A 12,028-nucleotide genomic window follows, 5' to 3' on the forward strand; every position below is an offset into this window, starting at 1 on the left:
GCGCCGCCATGCGGCACTACCCGGCCGGTGTCACCATCGTCACACTGGGCGCGGACAAGGGCCCGGTCGGTTTCACCGCGACCTCGTTCGCGTCGCTGTCGGCCGACCCGCCGCTGATCTCGTTCAACATCGCGCACACCTCGTCGAGTATCGAGGCCATGCTGGCCGCCGACTCGCTGGTGGTGCACTTCCTCGGCGAGCACCAGCGGCATCTGGCGCAGCGTTTCTCCCGGGCCGCCGAGGAACGCTTCGCCGACAAGTCGCTGTGGACGCGGCTCGACACCGGCGAGCCGATCCTGCACGGCACCCCGATCTGGGTGCGCGCCACCGTGCACCGGCTCATTCCGATAGGCGATCACACGTTGGTCGTGGGGCTGGTCACCCGGGTCCACGACAACACCGGCGACGAACCCATCGCCGCTCCGCTGCTGTACTACAACGGCGTCTATCACCGGCCGAAGGGCCTCGACTGACGCCCGATCGCCATGCGCCACAACGAAATCGTGCTCGGATTTCCGCCGCTGACGCGCCGAGACTCGCTCAGGTCGCCGACACCGCCGTCCCGATGCCGAGCGCCGCGAGTACGCCCGCGCTGATCTGCTCCAGCCGATCGCGCACCCGAGGCCTCCGCAGTAGCGCTACCGCGCGGGCGGCCGCCGCCGCCAGCAACACCATTTCGATTGCGGCGATGGTGGATTCGATCGCGCCCAGGGTGAGTGCGTTGGCGAAGGTGACCTCCGTCAGGAACTGCGGCAGCACCGCCAGGTAGAACAGTCCCACCTTCGGATTGAACAGGCACGACACGAGACCCGCGACGAAGGCCGAGCGCACCGCGGCCGCGCGCGGCGGAGCCGAACCCGGCTCGACGCCCCCGTTACCGGCCGAACGCTTCCGCCGATGTTCGATCAGTGTCCGAATTCCCAAGTACACCAGGTAAATTCCGCCGATCACCTTCATCGCACGGTAGGCGGTCGCGGACTGTTCGAGCAGTGCGGCCACCCCGGCGGCCACCACCACCGCCCATACGATGCCGCCCAGCGAGGACCCGATGGCGGCGGCGATTCCGGGCCGCCTGCCCGCGATCGAGAAGCGCAGCACGAGAAAGGTGTCGGGGCCGGGTGTGAGGGCAAGCAGGACACAGAGCCCGATGAAACCCAGCAGCAGGGAGACACTCACCCACACCATGACAGCGCAGGTCAGCGCCGAGGACAAGCCATTTTCACGCGGCGGTCGGGAACGCGGCGGGTTGACAAGATCGGCCCGCTTCTGCCAATCTCGGCGGCAGGTCATGAGTGCCAGCGTCAAGCCCCGGCTAGCTGGTCGGCAACCCTCCTCCGCGGTGGGGTGCTCCGGGTGACGACCGGGCCGCTGCCCGACCGGGCACGGCAAGCGCGGACTCCCGTCACCTCTCGCTGCGGAGTCCCGGAGCCGAAGGACGATGTGATGACCGCGATTCTCGACCACACCTGCGCCCCCGTAGCCCGCGTCTCCGGATGCGATCTGCGAGTTCCGTTGGTACAGGGCGGAACTCGCACGTATGCCAATTTCGACTACGCCGCCAGCGCCCCCGCGCTGGCGCAGGTCACCGACCGCGTGACCGAGTTGCTGCCGTACTACGCCAGCGTGCACCGCGGCGCCGGCTACGCCTCCCGGATCTCCACCGACTGCTACGAGGCGGGGCGAGAGTCGGTGTCGCGCCTGGTCAATCGTGCCGACGATCAGGTGGTCGTCTTCACCCGCAACACCACGGACTCGCTGAACCTGCTGGCCTCCTGCGTCCCCGGGGACACCGTGGTGCTCGACATCGAGCATCACGCCAACTTCCTGCCGTGGACCCGGCACGGCCGCCGCGTGGTGCGCGCCGCCGACACCATCGACGAGACGATCCGCCGCTTGGTCGCCGAGCTGTGCACCAAACCCGCTGCGCTGCTTGCGATCACGGGCGCCTCGAACGTGACCGGCGAGGTGCTGCCGCTGCGGCGACTGGCGACCATCGCGCATCAGTGCGGCGCCCGCATCCTGGTCGACGCCGCGCAGCTCGCACCGCACCGCCGCATCGACCTGCAGGCCACCGGCATCGACTACCTCGCCTTCTCCGGGCACAAGCTGTACGCCCCGTTCGGCACCGGCGTACTGGTCGGGCGCCGCGACTGGCTGGACGCCGCCGAGCCGTACCTGGCGGGCGGCGGCGCGGTCAAGGAGGTCACCACAGGCGGCGCGCAGTGGGCATCGGCCCCGCAGCGGCACGAGGCGGGCTCGCCCAACGTGCTCGGTGTGGCCGCCCTGGCCGCCGCCTGCGACGCGCTGAGCGCGCTGGACGAGCGGGCCGTCGCCGAGCACGAGCGCGGCCTGGCCGAGCGGCTCCGCGATGGCCTGAAAACCGTTGCGGGAGTGAATTTCCTGCGCATCTGGTCGGACAGCTCCGATGGCGTCGGTATCGTCGCGTTCACCCTCGCGGGCTTCGAGCCGGGCCGCGTGGCCGCGTACCTGTCGGCCGAGCACGGCATCGGCGTGCGCGACGGCCGGTTCTGCGCCCACCCGCTGCTGTCGCGGCTCGGCGTCGACGGCGCGCTCCGCGCCAGCATCGGCCTCGGCACCACCGCCGCCGATGTCGACCGCCTGATCGAGGCGGTGGCCACGCTCGTCGAACACGGCCCTGGCTGGTCCTACTCCTGCACGGACGGTCAGTGGAATCCGACCCCGGAGACCCGCCCACGCCTCGCTCCGGGAGCCACCCCGGGCGCCGGCCCCTGCACCTTCTGAACCCACCCGCGCACCCCGCCCGTCCCGAAAAACGGCGCACCCCTTGTTGGTTCACGCACGCGGTGCAGCAGCTGAAACCAGTGCGGGAACACGGGCGGGGTGCGGGAATCGGCGGGGTGCGCGGGCGGGTTCAGGGCACGAGGTAGCGCTCGGCGAGCTGTTCGACCAGTGGATCGTCGTCGGCGACCGCCTCCAGCGCCTCCAGATCGTTCTCGACCGAGATCTGGCGGGGGTCGTCCTGCTCCGGGTCCGGGGAGCCGTCCTCGTTCAGCTGCCGCAGCATCTTCTCGCGCACTCTTGCCTTCAGCGAATCACCCATACCGTCAGCATGCCCAGTTTGCGGCGGTTGCCCCAGCGACCACGCCGCGACGGTCAGACGGGCGCCAGCCACGTCCCCCACGGGGTGTTGCGGAGCACCGTGAACGCCGTGAGTGCCGCCAGAATCATCCACAACCGGGTGCGACCGATCGCGAAGGGGAAGAGCCGTCCGTCCTGTCCTCGCCAGCGGCGCAGCGCCCAGCTCCCCCACCACACCGCGAAGCCGACCAGCAGCGGCAACAGCAGCACATTGCTGTGCACGGCGTCGAGGAGGCGGCCGTCTGTGAGGTTGTGCATGCCCCGCAGACCCCCGCAGCCCGGGCACCACCACCCGGTCAGTTCGTAGAACGGGCAGATGCTGTAGGACCCCGGCACGTGCGGGTCCCGGAAATGCAGCAGGGCGACGACCGCCGCGGCCCCGCCCGCCACCAAGGCGGGCTGCCCGAGCGACCGCCAGCCGGCGCGGGTTCCGGACGGCTGCGCCTGCGCGATATCCACAGTCGTCCACGGTAGCCGCCGCGGACTCCGATCCGCCAGGTCAGTTCGGTTGCGCGAACCGCAGCTCGTTGCCGAACGGGTCGGTGACCGAGAACCCGGGTCCGCCGGGGCCCTCTTCCGGCGGACCCGGCCGGGCGTAGCCGTACTCCTTCGCCGCCAGTTCGGCATGCCAGCGGTGGATATCGTCCACAGCGATCCACACCACCGTCCCGGGGGTGCCGTCGCCGTGGTGCTCGCTCACGTGGATCACCGCCGACGACCGGGACAGCTGTGCGTACAGCGGCAGCCCGGGTTCGAAGCGGTGCTCCCAGTCCAGGGTGAAACCGAGGTATTCGCAATAGAATTCGAGCGCCTTGGGCACATCGAAGATCCGCAACACCGGAACGGGTGCGGCGAGCCGCGTCGAGTCGGTCATGACCCGATGCTGCCAGGTGGGTACGACAGGAAACTCGGTCACGATCCTGTGGCGGGCGGTCTGTTGACCACCGGCTCGCCGCGCTCACCGCCCCGTGACTGTGCGTTGCCGACCGGCGCGGTCAGGGCGCCCGCGAGCATATCGACGATCTCGCCCCACGCCGTCGGCTCGTCCGCCGCCACGCGACCGGCCTCCACCGCCCGTTCATGGTCGGCGAGCAGGGCGAACAGCATCGTCGGCAGCGATCGCATGCGGCGGTGCCGCAGCCGCACCGGCAGCTCGGGCAGTCCGCGCTCGAGTCCGCGCATGATCACTCGCACCGAAGTGCGTTGCTCGCTACCGAGATTCGCCGCATCCGTCACCGCCGCGTGCGTGCGGATCTGCTCCAGGAAGCGGGCGTAATGATCGATGCCGTGCCGCGCGCTCAGCTCGAGCATCGGGAACACCAACGCCTCCAGCAGTCCGTGGACGGACTCCTCGGCATCCGAACCCGCTTGTTCCGCAAGCAATTCCAGCCGCCGCACCTCGAGTGTCGCCAAGCGGTGCTCCACCACGGCCGTGATGAGTCCGTCCCGGGAACCGAAGTGGTACTGGATCGCCGAGTTATTGCGCTGCCCGGCCGCCGCCGCGATATCCCGCAGCGGCACGGCCTGGCCACGCTCGGCGATCAGGCGCTCCGCCGCCAGGATGAGCCGCTCTCGCGCGCTTGCCGTCTCCACAGTGGGACTGTAGCGCCTCACCAGCATGTTAAGAAACTGCTCTTGACAGTTAAGCACTAGTTCTTAACACTCCGTGTGACGGCCCTCACGAAGGAGGAGCCGCCGGTAGGCCACCGGACCGCCACCATCTTCCACGCACGCGCCGAATTTCAGGTCCGGAGAAGGAGATCCGATGATCCTGGACAATTTCCGCCTGGACGGCCGGGTCGCCGTCGTCACCGGCGCGGGCCGCGGCATCGGCGCCGCCACCGCGCTCGCCCTGGCCGAGGCGGGCGCCGACGTCGCCATCGCCGCCCGCACCGCCGCCCAGTTGGAGGAGGTGGCAGGCAAGATTCGCGCCCTCGGCCGCCGGGTGGTCACCGTCCCGTGCGACCTGTCCGACCTCTCGGCCGTCACCGCGTTCGCCGAGACGGCGGCCTCCGAACTCGGCCGCATCGACATCGTCGTCAACAACGTGGGCGGCACCATGCCGAACACATTCATGACCACGACGCCCGAATTCCTCGAAGAGGCCTTCCGATTCAACGTATCCACCGCGCACGCGCTGACACAGGCCGCGGTGCCACACATGCTCGCCGGGGACGGCGGCTCGGTCGTGAACATCTCGTCCATGATGGGCCGGTCCGCGGGCCGCGGCTTCCTCGCCTACGGCACCGCGAAGGCGGCGCTCGCCCACTGGACCCGTTTGGCCGCAACGGATCTCGCCCCGCGCATCCGGGTCAATGCCATCGCGGTGGGCTCGGTCCTGACCTCGGCGCTGGAAGTCGTTGCGCAGCAACCGGAAATCAAGGAGCGCATGGAGGCGGATACGCCGCTGCACCGGCTCGGCGAACCATGGGAGATCGCCGCCGCCATCGTCTATCTCAGCTCGCGCGCCGGCGGCTACATCACGGGCAAGATACTCGAGGTCGACGGCGGCATCGAAAGCCCGAATCTCGAACTGGGACTTCCGGATCTGTGAGGAGATCACGATGACCTATCGCGTAGTGCAGTGGAGCACAGGCAATGTCGGACGCTGGGCGCTGCGGTCCATCATCGCCCGCCCCGAATTGGAACTGGTCGGCGTCTGGGTCTCCGGCCCGGACAAGGCGGGCAGGGATGCCGCCGAACTCGCCGGACTGGACGAGCCGACGGGCGTGCTTGCCACCACTGACGCGCAGGCGCTGCTGGCGCTGCGCCCGGACTGCATCGTGCACACCGCCATGGCCGACGATCGGCTGCTGGAGGCGGTCGAGGATCTGAAGACGTTCCTGCGGGCAGGCATCAATGTGGTGTCCAGCAGCCCGGTTTTTCTTCAATTCCCTTACGGCACAGTGCCTTCGGAAATGGTCGACCCAGTGGTAGCGGCAGCCGAGGCGGGCGGCGCCTCGCTGTGGGTCAACGGCATCGACCCCGGCTGGGCCAACGACTGGCTGCCGCTGCTGCTGACCAGCGGCTGCGAGCGCATCGACAAGGTCACCTGCTCGGAGCTGATGGACTACTCCACCTATGACAACCCGAAGGTGCTGTTCGAGATCATGGGCTTCGGCCGCGACCTCGACGACCTGCCGCTGCTGCTGCAGCCGGGCGTGCTGACGCTCGCGTGGGGCAGCGTGGTGCGGCAGCTCGCCGCCGCCTTGGACGTCGAATTGGACGAGGTGACACAGCATTTCGAGCGCTTTCCGGCCCCGCAGCCGCTCGAGGTGGCGGGCCAGACCATCGCCGCCGGTACCGCCGCTGCGCTCCGCTTCAAGGTCAGTGGAATACGCTCCGGCCGTGAGGTTTTCGTGCTGGAGCACATCACCCGCCTGCACCCCTCGCTCGCCCCGCAGTGGCCGCAACCGACCGGAAAGGGTTGCTACCGAGTCGAAATCGAGGGCGAGCCGGACTATCAACTGGACCTCCAGCTCTACAGCGGCGGCGACCACGCCAAGGCGGGCCTTGTCGGCACAGCGGCCCGCCTGGTCAGCACCGTCCCGGCGGTCGTGGCAGCCCGCCCCGGCCTTCTGACGGCCGTCGACCTGCCCCTCACCACAGGCCGTGGCCTGGTCAGCTGACGCGGCGCCCGCGCCTCATCCCGCGGTTCCAGAAACCGTCGTGGACGGCGCGGGCCTCGGGCAGGTCCACCGGCCCGACGACCGAGACGGGACGCTGTCCGGCGGCGAAGACCCGGCGGCACGGCAACGCCATGGTCGGGTTCTCCGGGTCGGCGCCCGTCAGTTCCAGCAGTTGATCCTCGCCCAGGGCGTAGACCACGCGCCCGACGCCACTCCAGTAGATGGCACCCGAGCACATCGCACACGGTTCGGTACTGGTGTACAGGGTGCAGGCGACAGGAACTCCGCGTCGTACGCGGCCGAGGCCGCCCGGACGAGGTTGGTTTCGGCATGACCGGTGGCATCGCGCCCGGTGACCACGCTGTTCTCGGCTTCGAGCAGCACCCCGCCGTCCGGGCCCGCGAGCAGCGCACCGAACGGATGATTGCCGCCGTCCCGGGAACGAACCGCGATACCGACGGTCGCACGCAGGTGCTCGACGTCCCGGTCGGTCAGGCCGTCGGTCGTCACGGGATGCGTGCTCATGCGAAAGTCTCCTCGTCGCGTGGAGTAGTGGTTGCGGGACGCGCCGGTTGCCGCGCCCGCCTTGGCCGCCGTCCACGCGGGCCGACATTGTGGGCGAGCCCAGCGGCCGTGAATCCTATTGCCGCGCTGAGCAATCCGCGCGCCGGGTGCCGATCGGCCGCCGGAACCGATACCGCCTCGTGCCGAACCGAGCGCCCGGTGGCGAACCGGGCCGAGCGTACATGCGATGCGCCGACCGGCGGTCTCGGCGGCCTTCGATCAGTGATCCGTTCTCGCTGCCCGAGGCATGGGTGTTCCGCGCGCCGGTGACGTGGGCGGCGGGTGCCCGACCAGCGGGATCGGCCGCCGCAGGTCGACCATGATTCCCACGGGGAACTCGCGTTCGCGTTCCAGGATCGGCCCGAGTTCGGGCACGCTGATCGAGATCGTCACGGTGCAGTCGCCCGGCCCGAGCGCGACCAGCCTGCCGTCCCGGACGGTCGCCGTGAGCGGCCGGAGCAGCACGGTGCCGTTCAGCTCCAGTTCGAATTCGCCCACCCGATTGTCGTCGACGGTGATATCCAGTCGGGGAGTGTAGGTGTGGGTGATCTCGTGTTCGTACAACTCGACCTGCTCGACGCCGCCCGAACTGGTCCGCACGGCCGCATCGCGGAGCTGCTCATAGCGCCGCCACCCGGCGACCGCGATACCGCCGATGTCGACCGCGAGCAAACCGTCCACCGCCCTGGCGATTTCACGCAGCGCCACCGATCGCATCATCTCGGAGACCGCGGGCACCCGCCGGAATGCCAGCCTCTCGATGTCGTTATCGCGAAGGCGCTCGGTCAATTCGCTCTCCACGACCTCGCGCGCGGCATGCCCGAAAAGCACCGCACGGGCCGTGATCACAGATGGACTCGTCATCGCGGGATCTCCCTCACTCGAATCCGCGGCTCACCGACGCGGACCCGCACTCGAACGGCCGGTCCGGTGGGCCGGGTGAGTTCACGAACTCGGATCGACGGGCTCGTCTCGGCGACGACCCGCACGCGCACCCGCGGCGGGCCTGGATCACGGTGTTCCGCGCGGGTGCCGTCGGGCACCCGCCTGCGCCGCCGCGCGACGAGCGTCGCCACCCCGACGGCCAGCAGAAGCGCGACAACAGCGAGCGCACTGCCGATGAGGTTGTTCCCCCGTGGCCCATCGTCCGACCGCGCCACGATGGACGGTTGCGCATCGGTTGTCTCCGGCGTGCCTGTTTCCGTGATGATCTCGGCGGTCGGCCGGGTGGTCGTGGGCTTCGGCTTGGTGGTCGTAGTGGTCGGTTTCGCCGTCGACACGATCTTGACCGGCCGGGCCGCCGAGTTCTCCCCACAGGAGGCTTGAATCGAGTACGAGCCCGATTCGACCTGGTCGCCGACGGGAACGGAAGCATCGAACGACCCCTGGTCGACATTCAGGCTCTGCACCGCACCCCCGGGCCAGCTGGGCGAAACCCGAACCCGGACGCAGGGCCAGTAGTCGCCGGTCACCGAGACCTGCGTACCGGGTCCGGCGGTGGACGGATTGACGACGAGAGTGGGCTCGGGCCGCTCACAAGACTCCCCCACCGCACTGGGAGTCGTCGAGCACGACCCCACCTGCGCACTCGGCGGAATCGGCGCGGTCGTCGTGGGCGCGGTCGTCGTGGGCGCAGCCACCGCGATCGGCACAGCCACCGCACCAACCACCCAGGCCACCACCGCGACCAAAACGCCTCGCACCCCGCGTCTCATGACTACCTCTCCGAAACGCGAACCGTCGATGAGCGATCCGCGCTACGGAAAGAATGCGCCGCCCCACCCCACCCAACACGAGTACCCCGCTACCTGTTTCAACACCCCGGACTGCGGCGTATCCCGTTGAAGGGTCTGCGGAACACATCGGTGTCCCTCATGCTCGCACTCGGCATCCCGGTGCACATTGTTGCGGCCCGACACGGCCACGACCCGGCAGTCTCGTTGTCCATCTACAGCGACACGCAGCCCGAGGATTCGAAGGCAGCAGGCGCCGCTCTCTTCGGGTGATTTGAGGGGAAGCTCTCCGCCCGGCTGGCACACTGGCCGCGCCATGCGCTGTGACGGAGAGCCGAAACAGCCTCTGACCTGGAGCCGCCTAGGAGAATCGAACTCCTGACCTTTTCATTACGAGTGAAGCGCTCTACCGACTGAGCTAAGGCGGCGTGCCTTTCGGCCCCGCGAGTCTATCGAATTGGGGGCGGATCGCGAAAACTGCAGGTCAACGCAGCGGGCCGGTAGGCCGGGCAACCGCGCCCGACCAACGCTTGATCGGACACACGCCCCGGAATCGAGCCTTGGGACGAGTCGAACCACGAGCTTTCACGACGGATAAAGCGCTCTACCAACTGAGCTAAGGTGGCGCACCTGTCGAGGCGGCTAGAGGGCGAAAAAGGTGCTCACCAGCAGAATCGCCCTCTGGTCGGCGCGCCGACCAGAGCCCCGCTCCACGGTCCACAACGACGCCAGATCGGCCTCCTCAGAGCATCAAGCTCTCGGCGCCTATGAAAACCCCAGGTCAGCCCATCTTGAGACAGCATTGAGGGACAGCTTCGGCAAAATTCGGTAAACCAAGGAGTTAGCGGACTGTTCGCCGTGGCAACTACAAGGTCGCTCCGGAGGGCCGGAGCGGGTACCCCAGCGGTAGGGCGTTCGATCACATCCCGGTCGCGGCCTCCACAACCACCTACAGCAACAGCAACCACCCGAGATGTACGAATCCCCCACGGACACAGTGGGAGTCGTTGAGGTAGAGGCCGACGCCCAACAGTTCGTCGGCAGCTCGGATCCGCATCCTGATCTAGCAGCGCTTCTCCACGCTGGACCCGCGGTGGTCGACGCCCGAAATGAAGGCGACTCCGACCAGCCGGAATCGTGCACATTCCGGACGGTTCACGAGCATGTCCTGTCGATCAACGGCGCGATTTGTCAATGGGCATGTGGTGTTCGGCATCGGCCAGCAATGCAGAAGGAGTCATGGCCAGCGCCTCGGCCAAGTCCCATAGTCGATCGACCTGAACGCCGCTGTTCCCCAGCTCGATGCGAGCAATGACCGGTCTCGATACCCCTGAGGCTTCGGCCAAGTCATCCTGCGTCATGCCGGCCGCCTCGCGTGCACGCCGAATTGCGGCGCCGACTGCATCTCGCCTCATTTTGCGCACCCTCCTCTGCTGCGGAGACAGCGAGGCTTCCGGTACCGGCATGGCCGCATCATTGCACGCGCGCACAGCTTCACCCTGCGGCACCGCGTGAAGCGACCGTGCACCGACACTCAATCCCGATATCGCATGCGATACAACTTGCACGTAGATCCTATGTACTTGACACACGGGACGAAATACAGAAACCGCAGCATCGGAAGTGTCACGCTGTGTCGCACGTCGTGAACCGCGGGAGTCGCAAGGCCTTCAGACCAGACGAACGCTTCGGGCCGCGGCCAACGTCCCATGCTGCCCCTGCATGCTCAGACCCGAACGGTCAGCAACGTCTAACCAGAAGTCATCACATCCGTGCCCCGTGGGCCGGCGCCCACAGCACAAGAGATCTAACGACCAGAAAGGGGAGAAATGCCCACGGTTGCTGCAGCCCCGGCGTTCGAGTTGTCGACCGGGTACACAAGATTCACCCTCACTCCTCGCCTAACCCGGGTAAGCGTGGCTCCCAATCACCAATGCCACCGCGACGCACTCGCTACGGCCGCGCTGATCATCCGCACTGCCCGGGAGAAACGTGGTGCAATCGAACGCCGACTGACCGGGAACCCGACGATCGCCAGCGACGGCACGATCCGCGTCATCCTCACCGACCGCACGGCCAGGCACCGCCACACGATCAACATCACTGCCAAGCAAATCGCGAATCAACTACGTGAGTGGACGACCGCGTAATGGCGTCCGTGAGCAACCCTCCTGATGCACGATCTGACGGCCAAATCTCGCCAATGGAGAAGACAATGCCCGACGACATCGATGGCCTGCCCGTTCTGTACTCTCCTGAGGCCGTCGCGCAGGCGCTGGGTCTGCCTTCGCCACACTGGCTGGAGAACGAAGTTCGGCACAAACGCATTCCACACACGCGATTCGGACGCCGCCTCCGATTCACTCGCGAACAGGTCGACCAAGTCATCCAGATCTACACAGTCCGGCACGGCGATCCAACGCCGCCGACGTCGACTCGAACCAGCCGGAAGGCCGGCGCACCGCGGGACCAACCCAGGCGGCTGCAAGCCCGTGGCCCCACCGCCCGCATGCGCAACCTGTCGCAACCGTAGGTCGAGTACCCCGCTGCGGGCGTCGTGGCAGGCTGGTCGACCCGAAACAGCCGGGGTTTTCTGATCGCCGACAGCACCTTCAGAGAAGTTCCTGATGACGAGGGCAAACAACAAACAGGCGAGATTCACTCTCGCCCTTAGCGATACGATCGCCAGCTGAACGCCACCGCCGGAGGGAACAGATTGGCAACCAACAATCACCGAGAGAAGGCGCAGGATGCCACTTTCGGCCACCGACGCTGGCGTAGGTACGCCGATGCGTTCGATCGCGTCCAGGAGTGCATGCGACTCGGGTATCACCTCGAAGCCATCACACCGCTGGACTCGCTGATCACCGATCGGCTGACAAGCCGAATCGGACATCTCCAACAGAGACCGGCGCAGGCTTAGACCGTGTCTTACGTGGTTGTGATCCGGTTCGGATGCGTCGGATCCGGTTGTGCTGCATG

At 67.7% G+C, this 12,028-nt stretch carries 16 protein-coding genes, 1 tRNA gene and 1 riboswitch; of the genes, 6 read left to right on the forward strand and 11 right to left on the reverse strand.

Translation table 11 applies throughout. The features are described from left to right. The first annotated feature begins 8 nt into the window (after window positions 1-8). Window positions 9-473: a flavin reductase family protein gene (locus ACYVLQ_RS23115; protein ID WP_460699622.1), complete on the forward strand. Its 465-nt coding sequence runs from the start codon at window positions 9-11 to the stop codon at window positions 471-473. A gap of 67 nt (window positions 474-540) precedes the next feature. Here ACYVLQ_RS23115 and ACYVLQ_RS23120 read toward each other — a convergent pair whose 3' ends face one another. Continuing rightward, window positions 541-1,176, reverse strand: coding sequence for a LysE family translocator (locus ACYVLQ_RS23120; protein ID WP_460699574.1), 636 nt, complete (start codon window positions 1,174-1,176; stop codon window positions 541-543). A gap of 108 nt (window positions 1,177-1,284) precedes the next feature. After that, window positions 1,285-1,398, forward strand: a riboswitch (SAM riboswitch). Window positions 1,399-1,443: 45 nt separating this feature from the next. On the opposite strand from ACYVLQ_RS23120, the gene ACYVLQ_RS23125 reads away from it, so the two are divergent. Continuing rightward, window positions 1,444-2,763, forward strand: coding sequence for an aminotransferase class V-fold PLP-dependent enzyme (locus ACYVLQ_RS23125; protein WP_460699575.1), 1,320 nt, complete (start codon window positions 1,444-1,446; stop codon window positions 2,761-2,763). A 130-nt stretch (window positions 2,764-2,893) separates the two neighbouring features. Here ACYVLQ_RS23125 and ACYVLQ_RS23130 read toward each other — a convergent pair whose 3' ends face one another. The 4 genes from ACYVLQ_RS23130 to ACYVLQ_RS23145 are packed head-to-tail and all read right to left on the reverse strand — an operon-like array spanning window position 2,894 to window position 4,713. Then, a complete protein-coding gene (locus ACYVLQ_RS23130) occupies window positions 2,894-3,082 on the reverse strand; it encodes a hypothetical protein (RefSeq protein WP_068022215.1) in 189 nt (62 codons plus the stop codon). A gap of 53 nt (window positions 3,083-3,135) precedes the next feature. Next, the gene (locus ACYVLQ_RS23135; RefSeq protein WP_460699576.1) at window positions 3,136-3,579 is read right to left on the reverse strand and encodes a DUF2752 domain-containing protein; all 444 of its coding nucleotides are present in this window, start codon (window positions 3,577-3,579) and stop codon (window positions 3,136-3,138) included. Between the two features lie 40 nt (window positions 3,580-3,619). Next, complete coding sequence (locus ACYVLQ_RS23140; RefSeq protein ID WP_460699577.1) at window positions 3,620-3,994, reverse strand: glyoxalase superfamily protein; 375 nt, start codon at window positions 3,992-3,994, stop codon at window positions 3,620-3,622. Between the two features lie 38 nt (window positions 3,995-4,032). Continuing rightward, a complete protein-coding gene (locus ACYVLQ_RS23145; RefSeq protein WP_460699578.1) occupies window positions 4,033-4,713 on the reverse strand; it encodes a TetR/AcrR family transcriptional regulator in 681 nt (226 codons plus the stop codon). 172 nt (window positions 4,714-4,885) lie between these two features. On the opposite strand from ACYVLQ_RS23145, the gene ACYVLQ_RS23150 reads away from it, so the two are divergent. Both ACYVLQ_RS23150 and ACYVLQ_RS23155 read left to right on the forward strand, forming a co-directional pair. Beyond that, entirely contained in the window at window positions 4,886-5,674 is a 789-nt protein-coding gene (locus ACYVLQ_RS23150) for an SDR family oxidoreductase (RefSeq protein ID WP_460699579.1), read from the forward strand. Window positions 5,675-5,684: 10 nt separating this feature from the next. Continuing rightward, window positions 5,685-6,749, forward strand: a complete 1,065-nt coding sequence (locus tag ACYVLQ_RS23155; RefSeq protein ID WP_460699580.1) for an NAD(P)H-dependent amine dehydrogenase family protein — start codon at window positions 5,685-5,687, stop codon at window positions 6,747-6,749. On the opposite strand, the gene ACYVLQ_RS23160 is transcribed toward ACYVLQ_RS23155, so the two are convergent. From ACYVLQ_RS23160 to ACYVLQ_RS23185, 6 genes are all read right to left on the reverse strand, one after another. Continuing rightward, window positions 6,742-6,987 (reverse strand): tRNA-specific adenosine deaminase, encoded by a 246-nt coding sequence (locus ACYVLQ_RS23160; RefSeq protein ID WP_460699581.1) that lies wholly within the window; start codon window positions 6,985-6,987, stop codon window positions 6,742-6,744. The genes ACYVLQ_RS23155 and ACYVLQ_RS23160 overlap by 8 nt on opposite strands. Continuing rightward, window positions 6,909-7,274: a cytidine/deoxycytidylate deaminase family protein gene (locus tag ACYVLQ_RS23165; RefSeq protein WP_460699624.1), complete on the reverse strand. Its 366-nt coding sequence runs from the start codon at window positions 7,272-7,274 to the stop codon at window positions 6,909-6,911. The genes ACYVLQ_RS23160 and ACYVLQ_RS23165 overlap by 79 nt, the downstream gene beginning before the upstream one ends. Before the next feature lie 258 nt (window positions 7,275-7,532). Next, window positions 7,533-8,177 carry a hypothetical protein gene (locus ACYVLQ_RS23170; protein WP_460699582.1) on the reverse strand — a complete coding sequence of 215 codons (645 nt, stop codon included), beginning with the start codon at window positions 8,175-8,177 and terminating at the stop codon, window positions 7,533-7,535. Continuing rightward, window positions 8,174-9,016, reverse strand: a complete 843-nt coding sequence (locus ACYVLQ_RS23175) for a hypothetical protein (protein ID WP_460699583.1) — start codon at window positions 9,014-9,016, stop codon at window positions 8,174-8,176. Before ACYVLQ_RS23175 ends, ACYVLQ_RS23170 begins: the two co-directional genes overlap by 4 nt. A gap of 382 nt (window positions 9,017-9,398) precedes the next feature. Beyond that, window positions 9,399-9,474 (reverse strand) — tRNA-Thr (locus ACYVLQ_RS23180). 747 nt (window positions 9,475-10,221) lie between these two features. Next, complete coding sequence (locus tag ACYVLQ_RS23185; RefSeq protein ID WP_460699623.1) at window positions 10,222-10,512, reverse strand: helix-turn-helix domain-containing protein; 291 nt, start codon at window positions 10,510-10,512, stop codon at window positions 10,222-10,224. A gap of 450 nt (window positions 10,513-10,962) precedes the next feature. On the opposite strand from ACYVLQ_RS23185, the gene ACYVLQ_RS23190 reads away from it, so the two are divergent. Together ACYVLQ_RS23190 and ACYVLQ_RS23195 are read left to right on the forward strand one after the other, a co-directional pair. Continuing rightward, window positions 10,963-11,196, forward strand: coding sequence for a hypothetical protein (locus ACYVLQ_RS23190; RefSeq protein ID WP_460699584.1), 234 nt, complete (start codon window positions 10,963-10,965; stop codon window positions 11,194-11,196). 65 nt (window positions 11,197-11,261) lie between these two features. After that, a complete protein-coding gene (locus ACYVLQ_RS23195; protein WP_460699585.1) occupies window positions 11,262-11,579 on the forward strand; it encodes a helix-turn-helix domain-containing protein in 318 nt (105 codons plus the stop codon). Window positions 11,580-12,028: the final 449 nt, after the last annotated feature.

The organism is Nocardia thraciensis (genome assembly GCF_054782435.1).